This window comes from Nocardia sp. NPDC058640 (genome assembly GCF_042716995.1).
Taxonomy (GTDB): domain Bacteria; phylum Actinomycetota; class Actinomycetes; order Mycobacteriales; family Mycobacteriaceae; genus Nocardia.
This window is the reverse complement of record NZ_JBHXRG010000006.1, coordinates 97,518-112,926: the sequence shown is the minus strand read 5'-3', so window position 1 is coordinate 112,926 and position 15,409 is coordinate 97,518. Positions and strand designations below refer to the sequence as shown.

Here is a 15,409-nt window from a genome sequence, read left to right as displayed (position 1 = left end):
GAAAACCCAGGGGGGACTTCAAGATCACCACGCTGTGGTGGCGGAGGCCTCTCGGGCGATGCCGCCACCACAGCGTGGTGATCATTGGTCCAGTTAGAGCAGGCGGGCCAGCTCGTCGGCGGCTTCGGGGCCGTAGGCCTTGGTGAGGCGTTCGAGGGCGTCTTCGGTGGACAGGGTCCATTCCTGGGTGCCGGTGGTTTCCAGGATCAGCACCGCGATCAGGGAACCCAGTTGGGCGGCGCGTTCCAGGGACAGGCCGGCGCGGTGGGCGGTGAGGAAGCCGGCGCGGAAGCCGTCGCCGACGCCGGTGGGGTCGATCTTGGCGACCTCGGGGACCACGGTGACGCGGACCTCGGTGCCGTCGGTGTCGACCACGAGCACGCCTTCGGAGCCCAGCGTGGTGACCCGGATGCCGACCTTGGCGGTGATCTCCGCTTCGCTCATGCCGGTCTTCTGCTGCAGCAGCGCCCACTCGTACTTGTTGGTGAACAGGTAGGCCGCGCCGTCGACCAGCTCGGTCGCCTGCTCACCGTCCAGGCGCGCCAGCTGCTGCGAGGGGTCCGCGGCGTACGCGATGCCTTGCGCCTTGGCCTGGCGGGTGTGCGCGACCATGGCCTCGGGGTCGTTGGCGCCGACCAGCACCAGGTCGATGTCGTGTTCGGCGGCGATCGCGGCGATGTCGATATCGCGCGCCTCGCTCATCGCACCGGGATAGAACGACGCGATCTGCGCCATCGTCTCATCGGTGGTGCACACGAAACGCGCGGTGTGCGCCTTCTCGGAGACATGCACGGCCGAGCAGTCGACGCCGCTGCTTTCCAGCCACTGCCGGTAATCGGCGAAATCGGCACCGACGGCGCCCACGAGCACCGGCCGCTGCTTGAGCAGACCCATCGCGTAAGCGATGTTGCCCGCCACTCCGCCGCGGCGGATCTGCAGGTCGTCGACGAGGAAGCTCAGGGACACATGGTCGAGTTGATCGGCGAGCAGCGCATCGGCGAACCGGCCGGGAAAACGCATGAGGTGGTCGGTGGCGATGGATGCGGACACGGCAACAGGCACGAGGCAGGGCCCCTTCGACGCTAGAGGTAGGAAAACAGAGAAGTCCGGGATCACCGAGATCCCGGACTTCAACGGTAGCAAGCGCTACCGCCTGTGGTTCACCTGTTCGCTACCTCGCCACGCAACGACAACGATCCCGGGCGTGGCCTGGTGGGTGCCGCTGACTCGCGGCACCGAGCATCAGTTGAACGAGTCGCCGCAGGCGCAGCTACCCGTGGCCTGCGGGTTGTCGATGGTGAAGCCCTGCTTCTCGATGGTGTCGACGAAGTCGATCGAGGCGCCGTCGATGTACGGGGCGCTCATGCGGTCGACAGCCAGCTTCACGCCGGAGAACTCCACGACGATGTCACCGTCGAGGATGCGATCGTCGAAGAACAGCTGGTAGCGAAGGCCGGCACAGCCACCGGGCTGAACGGCGATCCGCAGGGCGAGGTCGTCGCGACCCTCCTGATCCAGCAGCGCCTTCGCCTTGATGGCGGCAGCGTCGGTCAGCGTCGCACCGTGGGTCTCGGTGGCGGTCTCGTTCTGCACAGTCATGGACACTCCTAGTTCGACTCAGCCCGTCAACGGACCTGCGGTGCACAGCGCACGACGTATTCCAACGCTGTCGCAGCTACTACTTATTCCTATTTTGCCACCCTCGGCGCAGCCAGTAGACGCCACCTGGGTGCTGATGGCCACACTACGCCCCGAACGGGTGTGATCGCGGCCTCAGCCCGACGATCGATGAGACCGGGCCCACCGCTGAGCGGACCGCATTTCCCGATGATCGGCCCCATCGAATAGCCTGGTGAACGTGAAATTGTTCCGTCGCGACGAGTCCAGCACCATCGACGAGTCCGTCGACCCGTCGGTGCCCGGCTCCGAACAGGCCGCCGCCACCACCTCGTCGACCCCCGGTAAGGGCAGGCCGACTCCGAAAAGGCGTGAGGCCGAAGGCAAACGGCGCGGTCCGGTCGCGCCCGCCCCGCTCACCGCCAAGGAAGCCCGCGCCCGCCGCAAGACTGTCAAGGGCACCAAACAGGACCGCAAGGCCGCCGCGGCAGACCGTCGCGCCGCCGTGCAGGACCGTCGCGCGCGCATGCTCGCCGGTGAGGACAAGTACCTGCTGCCCCGCGATCAGGGCCCGGTGCGTGCGTACGTGCGCGACCTGGTCGACGCCCGCCGCAACCTGGTCGGCCTGTTCATGCCGATGGCGTTGGTGCTGATCCTGTCGATGTTCGTGGCCCCCGGCCTGCAGACGATCGTCACCCTGGCGATGCTGGTGATGATGGTCTTCATGATCATCGAGGGCTTCGTGCTGGGCAAGATCGTGAACAACCGGGTGATCGAACGTTTCCCCGACACCACCGATACCGGTTTCAAGCTGGGCTGGTACGCGTTCGTGCGCGCCTCCCAGATCCGCAAGATGCGCGCCCCGAAGCCCCGAGTAGGCCCCGGCGCCGCCGTCTAGTCCCTCCTTACAACGAATGCCGTTCCCTTCAGAAGGGGACGGCATTCGTGTTTTCCGGGTAGGTGCGGCACAGGCCGCCTTGTCAGATATGGCCGGGGCGGATGTAGCCGGAATGTCCTGCGATGGCCGCGAGTTCTACATTCATGCGCTGGGCGTCGCGATCGACGATTCCGGTGGAGCCTGCGGTGCCGCGACCGATCAGTACGGCGAGTCCGACGATGACGGTGAGGACGATCAGGAAAGTAAGCATGGCAGTAATTTTGCTCTCGCTGACATCCTGCCGAAAGTGGCTGTTCTGTCATTGTGCGTAAAGATTCAGCCAGCTATGCTTCAGGCATGCTGTCGAAGGTTTCCGTAGTCCTCAACGATCGACTCGCCATGTTCGAATTCGGTGTCGTCTGTGAGGTTTTCGGCCTGGACCGCACCGCCGACGGCCTGCCCGGCTTCGACTTCCGCGTCTGCGGCGCCGACCCCGGCAAGCCCCTACGCTCGACCACCCCCGGCATCACGGTCACCCCCGAGTTCGGCCTCGACCAACTCGCGGGCGCCGACCTGGTCGCCCTGCCCGCCGCCCCCATCGGCGAGTACGACGACCGGGTCGTGGAAGCCGTGCGCAACGCCTCCGACGCGGGCGCCACCATCCTCACCGTCTGCTCGGGCGCGTTCCTGGCCGGCGCGGCGGGCCTGCTCGACGGCCGCAAATGCACCACCCACTGGCGCTATGTCGACAAACTCGCGGGCATGTTCCCCGAAGCCACCGTCGACCCCGACGTCCTCTACGTCGACGCGGGCAACCTGATCACCAGCGCGGGCACCGCCGCGGGCATCGACGCCTGCCTGCACCTGGTCCGCCGCGAGATCGGCACCGCCGCCGCCAACGGCATCGCCCGCCGCATGGTCGTGCCCCCGCAACGCGACGGCGGCCAACGCCAATTCATCGAAAAGCCCGTGCCCGAATGCTGCTCGGTCGGCCTGTCCACCACCCTGACCTGGCTCACCGAAAACCTCGCCCACCCGCACACCGTCGACGAACTGGCCGCCCGCTCGAGCATGTCCACCCGCACCTTCGCCCGCCGCTTCGCCGCCGAAACCGGCACCACCCCGGTCAAATGGCTCACCACGCAACGCGTGCTGTTCGCCAAGCAGCTCCTGGAAGACACCGAGATGGGCCTGGAACGCATCGCCGACGAGTCCGGCTTCGGCTCCGGCGCGCTGCTGCGCCACCATTTCCAACGCCAGGTCGGCATCGCCCCCACCGAATACCGGCGCCGCTTCGGCTCAGCGTGTTGAACGGCCGGTGATGCGAAACCCGTCGCGGGCGTTGAGTGACATGAGCACGATATTGGTTGCGCCGGCGATCAATTCGATGGCCTGCACGCCGTAGAACAGCGGCCCGAACTCGTCGCGACCGGCGAGCACCGCCAGGATGATCGCCGAGGGAACCAGGACCAGCAGGCCGTTGCCCGCGATGAACGGCATGCGACGCTTCTTGGCAAGGATGGCGGGCAGCGTCGAGTCCCCCGCCAGGCGGAATCCGGTGCCGCCGGTGAGGGCGAGCGCGACTATCAGGATCGGCAACGCCCACGGAATGGCCTGTTTGACCGCGACGATCGCCTCCGTGGACCCACTGAGCTCACTGACCACCGTGGAGATCCAGAAGGTGGCAATGATGAGCAGTCCGACCGAACCCGCTATCGGATGGATGCGCGACATCATGGCGTGCCCCTTTCCGATGCCGCGCGAACGGCCTCGAGGTTGTCGATCGACTGTCGGGCCATCCGAAGGAACTCGTCGACGTCGGTAAACCCCGCTGTGGCAAGGTCATTCACGTCCTCGGCGGCCGAGGTGAGGGCGGTGCGTAGCGCGCGGGATCGGTCGGTGAGGTAGATCAACGCCCGCCTGCCGTCGCGCGGATCGGGAACGCGCGTGATGAGGCCGTCCCGCTCCATCCGTTTGAGCGTGTGCGCCATCGTCGACTGATCGATGCGCACCTTGTCGCACAGCGCCAGTTGTGAGATCCCCTCTTCCTCGTACAGCGCGAGCAGTTGCGCGAATTGCCCTGGTACTACACCGTATTCGGCGATGCGATCGCGCAACGCCTGTTCCATGAGCCGCGCGAGGTGGTTGATCACGTACCCCAGCGAGTTGCCGCGATCCATCAAAATCCGCTCCCCTCCATGACCTGATTATCCGCCGACTCCAGTTTACATGGCAAGCCATACACTTGCAGAATGTCGGCAAATCCGACCCCCAGGGGCGTTGTGAGGCACCACAGTCGGCTTGACGCAAGTCGCTGAAACTGATCAGCTTGCCGTGTGTTTCACGTTGGGTGGGGTAATTTTCGTCGGCTGAGCAAGGCTCTCACGATCGCTACGGCGGCCGTGGTCATGTCGACCGTGGGTACATCCGCGGCCAGTGCCGTGCCGTCGCCGGTATTGCGCACGCCCGCAGGCGGTTTCGAGGAACTGTGGGTGCCGTCGGGTATGGGCCCGATCAAGATTCAGGTGCAGTGGGCCTCGCGCGGTGGCAGCGCGGCACTGTATCTGCTCGACGGTTTGCGTGCGCCCCGCGATCACAGCCAGTGGACCACCGACACCGACGCGGTGCGCCAATTCGCCGGTGACAACGTCACTTTGGTGTTCCCGGTCGGCGGCCATTCCAGCTTCTACACCGACTGGTACCGACCCAGCAGCACCAACGGGCAGTCCACGCCCTACAAGTGGGAAACGTTCCTCACTCGTGAACTGCCCGATTTCCTTGCGGGATACGGCGTTTCACGCACGAACAACGGCGTGGTCGGTGTGTCGATGGGTGGTAGTGCCGCGCTGGCGTTGGCCGCGCACCATCGCGATCAGTTCCGGTTCGCCGGTTCGTTCTCCGGCTTCCTGAACCCGACCTACCCGATGTGGAACCAGGCCATGCGCGCGGCGATGCTCGACGAGGGCGGCTTCAATGTCGACGACATGTGGGGTCCCGCAGGCGATCCCGCGTGGGGCCGCAACGACGTGACCGTCCAGGCCGAGCGCCTGCGCGGCCTGCCGATGTACATCACGACCGGCAACGGCGTGCCCGGTCCGCTCGATCTGCCCGGTGGGGTCGGCAACACGATCAATGCCGCCGGGATCGAAGCGCTCGCGGTGATCGCGGCGAGCATCTTCCGCGACCGCGTCAACGCGCTCGGCATTCCCGCCCGCATGGACTTCACCAACGGCACCCACACCTGGCCGTACTGGCAGCAGTCGCTCACCAATGCCCGCCCGATGATCCTCGATGCCCTTGGCGCGCACTGATCTCGCAAGAACATGGGTAACTCACCAACCACCCCAAAACCGCAGTCCTACTAACCGCAGGCCCGGCACAACACCGTCCCACCGCCCTTCGACCGGCAGAATACGCGGAGAGGCGGAGGGGCGGCAGACAAGCTACCGTGCTCGAATGCCCGCCACCGCCAGGCCACCCCGGACCCTCGTGCTCGGAGGCGCCCGTTCGGGTAAATCCGCCTTCGCCGAGAACCTGCTGACCGACGCACCCACGGTCCGCTACCTGGCCACCGCCGTCCTCGACCCCACCGATCACGACTTCGCCGACCGCATCACCGTCCACCGCGACCGCCGCCCCGCGCACTGGACAACGGTCGAGAACACCGAGCCCGCAACAGTTCTCGCCACCGAAGCCCCCGCGACCCTGCTCGACGACATCGGCACCTGGCTCACCGCACGCCTGGACGCCCGCAACGCCTGGGACGCACCGCGCGGCACCGTCACCCCCGATTGCGACGAGCTCGTCGACGCCGTGCAGGCCTACGAACAGCGACTGGTGATCGTATCGCCCGAGGTCGGCATGGGTGTCATCCCGGCAACGCGCTCGGGCCGGTTGTTCCGCGACGAGATCGGCACCCTCAATCAGCGACTGGCGGCGGTCTGCGATCAGGCCTACCTCATCGTCGCCGGGCTGCCCGTTCGACTGAAATGAGCCGGGTCGGTCGCCGCCGCGCACCGTGATCCGGGCAAGATGGGCCCCGAACACACCACTTTCGAAAGGCTTGCCAGTGACGCACGGATTCGACCCGGTCGCGGCCCCGGACGCGCAGGTGCGCGCGGCGGCGCAGGTGCGCCAAACGCAGCTCACGAAACCGGCCGGATCGCTGGGACGGCTCGAGGAACTGGGCAACTGGGTCGCCGCCTGCCAGGGCGTGTGCCCGCCGAAGCAGTTCGACCGTGCCCGCGTGGTGCTGTTCGCCGGCGATCACGGTGTCGCCAAGCACGGGGTTTCGGCGTATCCGAGCGAGGTCACCGCACAGATGGTGGCCAATTTCCTGGCCGGTGGCGCCGCGGTGAACGCGCTGGCCGCCGTGGCGGGCGCGACCGTGCGCGTGGTCGATATCGCCGTCGACGGTGACACCGAAGCGTCGATCTCCCAGCACAAGGTGCGTCGCTCGAGCGGTTCCATCGACCGCGAGGACGCCCTGTCCGAAGACGAGGTCGCCGCCGCGTTGGCCGCGGGTCGCGCGATCGCCGACGAGGAAATCGACTCCGGCGCGGACCTGCTCATCGCCGGCGACATGGGCATCGGCAACACCACCCCCGCCACCGTGCTGATCGCCACCCTCACCGGTGTCGAACCCGTGGCTGCCGTAGGCCGTGGCACCGGCGTGGACGATCAGGGCTGGATTCGCAAGGTCGCCGCCATCCGCGACGGCATGCGCCGCGCGCGCCCCGTCGCCTCCGACCCGGTCGATCTGCTGCGTGTCGCCGCGGGCGCCGACTTCGCCGCCATGACCGGTTTCCTCGCCCAGGCCGCCGCGCGCCGCACCCCGGTGCTGTTGGACGGCGTCGTGGTCACCGCCGCGGCCCTGGTCGCCGAAGACCTCGCCGCGGGCGCGAAAGCCTGGTGGCTCCCCGCCCACCGCTCCACGGAACCGGCCCACGACCTGGCCTTGAAACACCTGCGCCTGACCCCGCTGATCGACCTCGAGATGCGCTTGGGCGAAGGTTCCGGCGCGCTCACGGCCCTGCCGATCCTGCGCGCGGCCGTGGCCACCCTGGCCGAAATGTCGACCTTCGCCGACGCGGGCGTGAGCACCGCCGCCGAGGAGACCGCCACCGTCGACCTCGCCAAGTGAACCTGCCACGTCCGAGCACAACGCCATGAACGCACTGCGGCTGGCCATCTCCTGGCTGACAGTCATCCCGGCTCCCGGCCCGTCCGAGGTCGACCGGCGTACCGCAGGCCACGCGATCACCCTGGCCCCGCTGGTCGGCCTCGCCCTCGGAGCATTCGCGGCGGCAGCCCTGTACCTGCTGGTCGCCGCAGGTTCAACCACCCTGCTCGCAGGTCTACTCACGGTCGGCCTGCTAGCCCTGCTCACCAGGGGTATGCACCTGGACGGCCTGGCCGACACCGTCGACGGACTCGGCAGCTACGGCCCACCCCAGCGCGCCCGCGAGATCATGAAGTCCGGCGGCGCGGGCCCCTTCGGCGTCGCAGCCCTCATCTTCGCCATCGCCATCCAATCCGTCGCGTTCGCGACCCTGGCCGAGCAAAATCGCTGGTTCGCGATCGCCCTCGCCGTCACCGCAGGCCGGGTCGCGGTGGTCCTGGCATGTCGAGGCTTCCCCGCCGCCCCCGACGCGGGCTTCGGTGCCTTGGTAGCGAACACCCAACCGCGCGCAGCCGTCCTGCTGTGGCCCGCCCTGGCCACCCTCGCCGCGGTCGCAGCCATCCCAGACAACCTCTGGCTCGGCCCGATCGTCATGCTCGCCACGCTCGCTGTGACCGTGTTCGTGACCCGTCACTGCGTCCGTCGTTTCGAGGGCCTGTCCGGAGATGTTCTCGGCGCGGTCCTGGAAATCGCGGCTTCTTGTGCCGCAGTGGGTTTCTCGCTGGCGGGATAATCAAACGGCCGGCGCCGACAAACTCGGACTGGTCACAAGACCAACAGGCCAGGTTTTGTGTGGTCCCACAGACCGTCCGGTCAACGGTACTCGGGTGCACCCCCAGCACACCGGTGGCAATACAGTGGACCGCATGTCATCCGAGCGCCTCTATTTCCGCCAGCTGCTGTCCGGCCGGGATTACGCCGTCGGCGATCCGATCGCCACGCAGATGCGCAACTTCGCGTATCTGATCGGCGACCGCGAGACCGGCGAGACCCTGCTGGTGGATCCCGCCTACGCGGCGGCCGACCTGGTCGACGTCGCGGCGGCCGACGGCATGCGCGTGTCCGGTGTGCTGGCCACCCACCACCACCCCGACCATGTCGGCGGCACCATGCTCGGTTTCACCCTCGGCGGCGTGGCCGAACTGCTCGAGAAGGCCGACGTGCCCGTGCACGTGAACAAGCACGAACTGGAGTGGGTCGCGCAGACCACCGGCATCGCCGACAGCGAGCTGACCGGCCACGACCACGGCGACAAGGTGAAGGTCGGCGCCTTCGACATCGAGTTACTGCACACCCCCGGCCACACCCCCGGCAGCCAGTGCTTCCTGTTCGACGGCCGCCTGATCTCCGGTGACACCCTGTTCGTCGACGGTTGCGGTCGCACCGATTTCCCCGGTGGCGACTCCGACGAGATGTACCGCAGCCTGCAGCAACTGGCCGCCCTGGACGGCAACCCCGTCGTCTACCCGGGCCACTGGTACTCCGAAGCACCCAGTGCCGCACTGGCTTCCGTGCGCGACAGCAACTACGTCCTTCGCCCGAAGTCGCTGGGCGAGTGGCAGGCATTGATGCCGGGCTGACAGCACGAGAGCGGGCCCCGCGAAGGGACCCGCTCTCCAATGCTGTTGTGGGACTTACAGAGTGCGCATCCACCCGTGCGTATCGGCGAACGTCCCGCGCTGAATCCCGGTCAACGTGTCACGCAACGCCATGGTCACCTCACCGGGTTCCCCACCGCCGATAGCGAATTCGCCCTCCGCGGACTTCACCCAGCCGACCGGCGTGATCACCGCGGCGGTCCCGCACGCGAAAACCTCACTGATCTCACCGGATTCGGCACCCTTGCGCCACTCCTCCACCGAAATCTTGCGCTCCTCAACGGGATACCCGGAATCCGCGGCCAGCGTGAGCAGCGAATCACGGGTGATACCGGGCAGCAGCGAACCGGACAGTTCCGGCGTCACCAGACGCGCGTCGGAACCGGTGCCGAACACGAAGAACAGGTTGTTGGTGCCCATCTCCTCGACATACCGGCGCTCGCAAGCGTCCAGCCACACCACCTGGTCGCAGCCTTCTTCGGTGGCCTGCGCCTGCGCCAGCAGCGACGACGCGTAGTTGCCCGCGACCTTCGCCTCACCGGTGCCGCCGGGTGCCGCGCGCACATATTCGGTCGACAGCCACACCCGCACCGGCTTCACACCGCGCGGGAAGTACGCGCCCGCGGGCGAGGCGAGCAGCAGGTACTTGTACGCCGACGCCGGCTTCACGCCGAGCCCCGCCTCGGTGGAGAACATGAACGGCCGCAGGTACAGCGAATCCTCGCCCCCGGCGGCGGGCACCCAGTCGGCGTCCACGTCCAGCAGCTGACGCACCGATTCGATGAACAGTTCCTCGGGGAGCTGCGCCATCGCCATGCGCGCGGCCGAGCGACGGAAGCGCGCGGCGTTGGCGTCGATGCGGAACGTGGCGATCTCACCGTCGGGCTGACGGTAGGCCTTCAAACCTTCGAAGATCGCCTGCCCGTAGTGGAACACCATGGTCGCCGGGTCCATCGACAGCGGACCGTACGGCTCCACGCGGGCATTGCCCCACACGCCGTCGGCGTAGTCGATCGACACCATGTGGTCGGTGAAGTACCGGCCGAAACCGGGCGCCGTCAGTACCTGTTCCCGCTGCTGCGCCGGGGTGGGCGCGGGATGCGGGATACGGGTGAACTGAGCGGCGACTGTCATGGTGCGATCCTATCCGGGCCGATGTGGTGGTGGTACGGGGAGTTACTTGGTCTTGGTATCGACGAACGGCGGCCGGATGACCTGCGCGCGCAGCTTGCGTCCGCGCACGTCGACCTCCACCTCGTCGCCGGGTTCCAGCTTCGCGTCGGTGTCCAGCAGTGCCAGCGCGATGCCGACCTTCAGCGACGGCGAGAACGTGCCCGAGGTGGTCTCACCGATCGGCTCGCCGTCGCGCAGCACGGTCTGACCCTGCCGCAGCACGCCGCGATCCAGGGCTTTCAGGCCCATCAGCGTGCGACGCGGGCCGTCGGCCTTCTCCTGCGCGAGCGCGTCCTTGCCCCAGAATTCCGGCTTCTTCCAGCCGACCGCCCAGCCGGTGCGGGCCTGGTTCGGAGTGATGTCCAGGGACAGTTCGTGTCCGTGCAGCGGGTAGCCCATCTCGGTGCGCAGGGTGTCGCGCGCGCCCAGGCCCGCCGCCTGGCCACCGGCCGCTTCGACCTGGGCGATCAGCGCGCGGAACACCGGCTCCGCGTCGTCCCAGGCGGGCAGCAGTTCGTAGCCGTGCTCGCCGGTGTAACCGGTGCGGCACACGCGCACCGGGCGACCGTCCCACTCGGCATCCTCATAGGCCATGTACTCCATGTCGGTGGGCAGGCCCAGCGCGGTGAGCACCTCGGTGGCCTTGGGGCCCTGCACCGCGAACACCGCGAAGTCGCGATGCTGGTCGGTGATCGTGATGCCCGCGGGCGCCACCTTGCGCAGCTGCGCGACCACCGCGGCGGTGTTGGCGGCGTTCGGCACGAGGAACACCTCGTCCTCGCTGACGTAGTAGGCGATCAGGTCGTCGATCACGCCACCGTCTTCGGCACAGCACAGCGTGTACTGGGCCTTGCCCGGCCGGATGCGGTCCAGGTCGTTGGTCAGCGCCGAGTTCACGAACGCCGCGGCGCCGGGACCCGCGACCGTGGCCTTGCCGAGGTGGCTGACGTCGAACAGCCCCACCGTGGTGCGCACCGCCGTGTGCTCGCCGACCGTGCCCGCGTACTGCACGGGCATCTCCCACCCGCCGAAGGGAGCGAAGGTGGCCCCGAGTTCGACGTGAACGGCGTGGATGGGGCCCTCGAGCAGTGCGGTGTCGGTCATGGGGCGAGTTTATCGGTCGCGGTGTGACCGCTGTCGGCGAGATCGCGGACAGTGCCTGATCGCATCGAAAGATGCTGACGGCCAACGGCTGTAGGGTTCTCGGTGTGAGTGAGTTGCCCCGAGCACGCTTCGGCCATGTCGCCCGGATGGACGACACGATGAGCCGGGCGGTGTCGCGAATTCCCGAATCCGCGGTCGATCGCGGGATGCTGCGGTTGACCAGATCCGCCAACACCGGCGGGCTGTGGTTGGCGGTCGCGGCGGCGCTCGCGGTGAGACCCGGACCGCCGCGACGGGCCGCGTTGCGCGGGGTGATCGCGCTGGGTGGCAGCAGCTTCCTGGTGAACCTGGTGCTCAAAACGCTCATCCCGCGCCGCAGGCCACCGGCGGAACTGATGCCGCTGGGTCGCAGGCTGGTCGCCGCACCGGCGTCGTCGTCGTTCCCGTCCGGGCACAGCGCCAACGCCGCCGCCTTCGCCACCGCCGTCGCCCTGGAGAGCCCGCGCACCGCACTGGCCGTGGCGCCGGTGGCCGCCGCGGTGGCCTATTCGCGCATCCACACCGGCGCGCACTGGCCGTCAGACGTGCTGGTCGGCGCGGGCGTTGGCACCGCGATCGCCCTGACCACGCGTCGCTGGTGGCCGATCCGCGAATCCGACGAGGCCGACGCGCACGTGGTGCACGGTGCGCCGATCCTCGCCGACGGCAAAGGTCTTCTGCTGCTGGTGAATCCGCGTTCGGGCGATTCTTCTTACGATCCCACCGCCGATATCGCGGACGCGCTGCCCGCAGCCACCCTCGTGCAGACCGAACCCGGACGCGACGCCGTCGAAATTCTGCAGAACGCGCTGAACCGTTCGGCCGACGACGAGCACTCAGCGATCCTCGCGGTCGGCGCGGCGGGCGGTGACGGCACCATCGCCGCGGCCGCAGCGGTCGCGATCCGCAACAAACTCCCCCTGGTCGTCATCCCCGCGGGCACCCTGAACCACTTCGCCCGCGACCTGGGCGTCTACGACCTGCGCGAAGTAGCCGACGCCACCGGCGCGGGCGAAGCCGTCGAAGTCGACATCGCCGCAGTCGAATTCGACACTCCCACCGGCCCGCACACCCACCACCTGATCAACACCGCCAGCATCGGCGCCTACCCCGACCTGGTCCGGCTGCGCGAGCAGTGGGAGGACCGCTGGGGCAAGTGGCCCGCGTTCGCCGCCGCCCTCGTGGTCACCCTGCGCCGCGCCGAACCCATCCACATCCGCCTCGACGACCGCTGGCACGACATGTGGTTCCTGTTCATCGGCAACGGCCCCTACCACCCCCACGGCGCCGTCCCCGCCTTCCGCTCCCGCCTCGACGAGGGCCTCCTGGACGTCCGCTGGCTGCGCGCCGACGTCCGCTTCTCCCGCACCCGCGCCGTCATCGCCCTCATGCTCGCCGCCATCGGCCACAGCCGCGTCTACGGCGAACGCCAAATGCACGAACTCACCATCACCTCCAAAATCCCCCTGGCGGTAGCCGCCGACGGCGAAGTAGTAGGCACCGCAACAACATTGCGCTTCTCGGTAGCAGGCCGAGTCCCGGTCTACCGCCGCGACGAACAAAACCCCCGCTGGGAAAACCGCCCCCGCCCCCACCACCGCCGCCCCCTGGCCTGGCTCACCGACCGCCGCAGATAACCCCAGAATTCCGACAAACCGCCCACCCGTGAGCCCTGACTCAGTCGGCCATCCGACACCAATCCCGTCGATAGTCGGCCCAATCTCGAGGCGTGGCAGCGAAATCCACGTACATCGCGACACCGAAGTTCGCACGGTGGACATCGGAATCCGTCAATCCGAGGCGGATTCCCCGCACGGCCGCGGCAACCGTTTCGGCCGCACCCCGGTGGCCACGGTCATCAGCCCAGAACGCGGGTGCTCCCATCAGCAGGTCGACGTCGGCGGGTGTCACCTGCGCGGCCAGTTCGGTCTGTTGGGCCACGTATCCGCTGTACAGGGCTCGCGTCGGCATCGCCGTGTCGTAGGACATCACCGCGACCTGATCTACTCGGCGGGCCACCTGCGCGAAATAGTGTTGGCTCCACCATTTTCCGTGGTCGGCCACGGCCAGACCCACCGAGTGCAGACCCGGCAGCGGATCGATCACCGGCGCCGATACCGACAGCGGCACGTGGGCCGCGGTCGTCACCGCGCGCGTCGCGTCGAGCAGGGCGAGAAATCCCGGCGACCCCGACCGGATGGGTTCGAGGTCGTAGTGGATCCCGTCGAACCCGTAGGCGAGCACCCGCCGAGCCGACGCCACTACTCGATCACGGGATTGCGCGGATTCCACGTCCAGGCCGTCGAATTCGGGCTGCACGATGTCGCCCAGCCAGGACTGGACCCGAATCTCGGGTAATCGCGCGTGCACCGCGTCGACGAACCATTGCGCGCGCGGCGCGAGATCGTCGCGCAGACTTCCGTCGTGCTCCAACGGCCCCGTGTGCACGTACAGATCCCGAACACCGGTGCCCGCCAGCAAGGTGACCAAGCCGTCGATATCGGCATCGGTTCGACGTCCGTCAACCCAGGCGTGTCCGAGCCATACCGCGTCCTTGCCCCTGGTCCGTGCCTGGTCGGACTGCTCCCCGACGTTGTACACCAGCAACGCGATCACCACCCCCACCACCGGAAGCGACACCACGACAACGGCAACCAGCGCGATCACCACACCCCGCACCCACCACGACCGACCCCGCCATGTCCCCCGCATCGTTCCCCCTTGTTCGAAGAATTCTGATGCTACCGACAGCCACCGACAAGTGCGTTTCCGACGAACTGCCCCTGAACAGCACGAAGGGCGTGCGATCGAACATCGCACGCCCTTCGTGGGTCAACTGTCAGCGGTTGCCTTCGGGTCCCCAGCCCTGGTCACCGGGCTTGCCCAGATCAGGACCGTCGGGGTAGCCGGGGCCACCGTAGCCGGGTCCGCCGGCACCCGGACCGCCGTAGCCCGGTCCACCGGGACCGCCGTAACCGGGCCCACCTTCGGGGCCGCCGTAGCCGGGTCCGCCATAACCCTGTCCACCTTCGGGGCCGCCGTACCCCGGCTGCCCACCGAATCCGCCTGCGGGCCCGCCGTATTGCTGCGGGTACCCCGGATCAGCCACACCCTGTCCACCCACGACCGGTCCGCCCACGATCACGCGGTAGGCGTAGGTCGAGGCGATGACCGAGACCGGCATGGTGACCAGCAGGCCGATGCCGCACAGCAGCGCGCCGACGATGTTGATGCCGACCAGGGCCAGTGCCAGCAGCAGCAGCGTGCCCGCGTTGGCGGCGACCGCGGAGAAGCTGGATTTGATGGCGGTGATGGCGTCCTGGTCGCGGTCGAGCACGAAGTTGATCGTGAACCAGGTGAAGAACATGATCACCAGGCCCGGCAGCACACACAGCGCGAAGCCGATGCCGGTGGCGATGCCGACGAGGAAGCACGCCAGAATCACCGCGCCCACGTTGGTGAACTGGAAGAAGTCACCGAAACCTGGCTTGCGGCCGTCGGTTTCCTCGAGCGAGCCGCGCACCATGGCCGCCGAGATCAGGTACCCGACCACGGTGCTGATGACGCTGCCGAGGAATCCCCAGAGGCTGAATCCGAAGCTGATGTCACCGTCGGCGTCGGTGACCAGGAAGCCCGAGGAACCGAAGATGAAATTGATCGCGACCTGGATCAGCGCGAACACCACGATGATGCCGATCCACACCAGGGCGTTGTTCTTGAATTTTTCCCAGCCGTAGCCGAGTGCGTCACCGACGCTGAGTTGCGGTCCCGGCGCGGCATATCCGGGTTGCTGTTGTCCATACGTCATTCGAAATCTGT

Annotated in this window: 17 protein-coding genes; 8 read left to right on the top strand and 9 right to left on the bottom strand. The window is 67.7% G+C overall.

All coding sequences use genetic code 11. The annotated features are described in order from the left end of the window. Positions 1–93 precede the first annotated feature (93 nt). Positions 94–1,020: a carbohydrate kinase family protein gene (locus tag ACFWU5_RS11005; RefSeq protein WP_379244324.1), complete on the bottom strand. Its 927-nt coding sequence runs from the start codon at positions 1,018–1,020 to the stop codon at positions 94–96. Positions 1,021–1,242: 222 nt separating this feature from the next. Next, a complete protein-coding gene (locus tag ACFWU5_RS11000; protein WP_056816608.1) occupies positions 1,243–1,599 on the bottom strand; it encodes an iron-sulfur cluster assembly accessory protein in 357 nt (118 codons plus the stop codon). Between the two features lie 259 nt (positions 1,600–1,858). Here ACFWU5_RS11000 and ACFWU5_RS10995 point away from each other — a divergent pair, with 259 nt between their 5' ends. Continuing rightward, positions 1,859–2,515: a DUF3043 domain-containing protein gene (locus ACFWU5_RS10995; RefSeq protein WP_379244114.1), complete on the top strand. Its 657-nt coding sequence runs from the start codon at positions 1,859–1,861 to the stop codon at positions 2,513–2,515. An 82-nt stretch (positions 2,516–2,597) separates the two neighbouring features. On the opposite strand, the gene ACFWU5_RS10990 is transcribed toward ACFWU5_RS10995, so the two are convergent. Further along, positions 2,598–2,765 (bottom strand): hypothetical protein, encoded by a 168-nt coding sequence (locus ACFWU5_RS10990; RefSeq protein WP_379244113.1) that lies wholly within the window; start codon positions 2,763–2,765, stop codon positions 2,598–2,600. A gap of 86 nt (positions 2,766–2,851) precedes the next feature. On the opposite strand from ACFWU5_RS10990, the gene ACFWU5_RS10985 reads away from it, so the two are divergent. Further along, entirely contained in the window at positions 2,852–3,805 is a 954-nt protein-coding gene (locus ACFWU5_RS10985; RefSeq protein WP_379244112.1) for a helix-turn-helix domain-containing protein, read from the top strand. On the opposite strand, the gene ACFWU5_RS10980 is transcribed toward ACFWU5_RS10985, so the two are convergent. Next, on the bottom strand, positions 3,794–4,231 hold the full coding sequence (locus ACFWU5_RS10980) for a hypothetical protein (protein WP_379266994.1): 438 nt from the start codon (positions 4,229–4,231) through the stop codon (positions 3,794–3,796). The two genes, ACFWU5_RS10985 and ACFWU5_RS10980, sit on opposite strands and share 12 nt — an antisense overlap. Then, entirely contained in the window at positions 4,228–4,674 is a 447-nt protein-coding gene (locus ACFWU5_RS10975; protein ID WP_379266993.1) for a MarR family winged helix-turn-helix transcriptional regulator, read from the bottom strand. Before ACFWU5_RS10975 ends, ACFWU5_RS10980 begins: the two co-directional genes overlap by 4 nt. Before the next feature lie 228 nt (positions 4,675–4,902). Here ACFWU5_RS10975 and ACFWU5_RS10970 point away from each other — a divergent pair, with 228 nt between their 5' ends. The 5 genes from ACFWU5_RS10970 to ACFWU5_RS10950 all read left to right on the top strand — a co-directional run bounded on the left by ACFWU5_RS10970 (position 4,903) and on the right by ACFWU5_RS10950 (position 9,256). Beyond that, a complete protein-coding gene (locus tag ACFWU5_RS10970; RefSeq protein WP_379266992.1) occupies positions 4,903–5,805 on the top strand; it encodes an alpha/beta hydrolase in 903 nt (300 codons plus the stop codon). 145 nt (positions 5,806–5,950) lie between these two features. After that, positions 5,951–6,487, top strand: a complete 537-nt coding sequence (gene cobU, locus ACFWU5_RS10965) for a bifunctional adenosylcobinamide kinase/adenosylcobinamide-phosphate guanylyltransferase (RefSeq protein WP_379266991.1) — start codon at positions 5,951–5,953, stop codon at positions 6,485–6,487. Positions 6,488–6,563: 76 nt separating this feature from the next. Further along, positions 6,564–7,637, top strand: a complete 1,074-nt coding sequence (cobT, locus tag ACFWU5_RS10960; RefSeq protein WP_379266990.1) for a nicotinate-nucleotide--dimethylbenzimidazole phosphoribosyltransferase — start codon at positions 6,564–6,566, stop codon at positions 7,635–7,637. A 25-nt stretch (positions 7,638–7,662) separates the two neighbouring features. Then, a complete protein-coding gene (locus ACFWU5_RS10955) occupies positions 7,663–8,409 on the top strand; it encodes an adenosylcobinamide-GDP ribazoletransferase (protein WP_379266989.1) in 747 nt (248 codons plus the stop codon). Between the two features lie 133 nt (positions 8,410–8,542). After that, on the top strand, positions 8,543–9,256 hold the full coding sequence (locus tag ACFWU5_RS10950) for an MBL fold metallo-hydrolase (protein ID WP_379244098.1): 714 nt from the start codon (positions 8,543–8,545) through the stop codon (positions 9,254–9,256). A 54-nt stretch (positions 9,257–9,310) separates the two neighbouring features. Here ACFWU5_RS10950 and ACFWU5_RS10945 read toward each other — a convergent pair whose 3' ends face one another. Next, on the bottom strand, positions 9,311–10,408 hold the full coding sequence (locus ACFWU5_RS10945) for a branched-chain amino acid aminotransferase (protein ID WP_379244096.1): 1,098 nt from the start codon (positions 10,406–10,408) through the stop codon (positions 9,311–9,313). Between the two features lie 42 nt (positions 10,409–10,450). Then, on the bottom strand, positions 10,451–11,551 hold the full coding sequence (gcvT, locus tag ACFWU5_RS10940) for a glycine cleavage system aminomethyltransferase GcvT (protein WP_379244094.1): 1,101 nt from the start codon (positions 11,549–11,551) through the stop codon (positions 10,451–10,453). Between the two features lie 104 nt (positions 11,552–11,655). Here gcvT and ACFWU5_RS10935 point away from each other — a divergent pair, with 104 nt between their 5' ends. Beyond that, the gene (locus tag ACFWU5_RS10935; protein ID WP_379266988.1) at positions 11,656–13,227 is read left to right on the top strand and encodes a phosphatase PAP2 family protein; all 1,572 of its coding nucleotides are present in this window, start codon (positions 11,656–11,658) and stop codon (positions 13,225–13,227) included. Positions 13,228–13,267: 40 nt separating this feature from the next. On the opposite strand, the gene ACFWU5_RS10930 is transcribed toward ACFWU5_RS10935, so the two are convergent. Next, positions 13,268–14,260, bottom strand: coding sequence for a hypothetical protein (locus ACFWU5_RS10930; protein WP_379266987.1), 993 nt, complete (start codon positions 14,258–14,260; stop codon positions 13,268–13,270). A gap of 169 nt (positions 14,261–14,429) precedes the next feature. Further along, on the bottom strand, positions 14,430–15,398 hold the full coding sequence (locus ACFWU5_RS10925) for a hypothetical protein (RefSeq protein WP_379266986.1): 969 nt from the start codon (positions 15,396–15,398) through the stop codon (positions 14,430–14,432). Positions 15,399–15,409 lie beyond the last annotated feature (11 nt).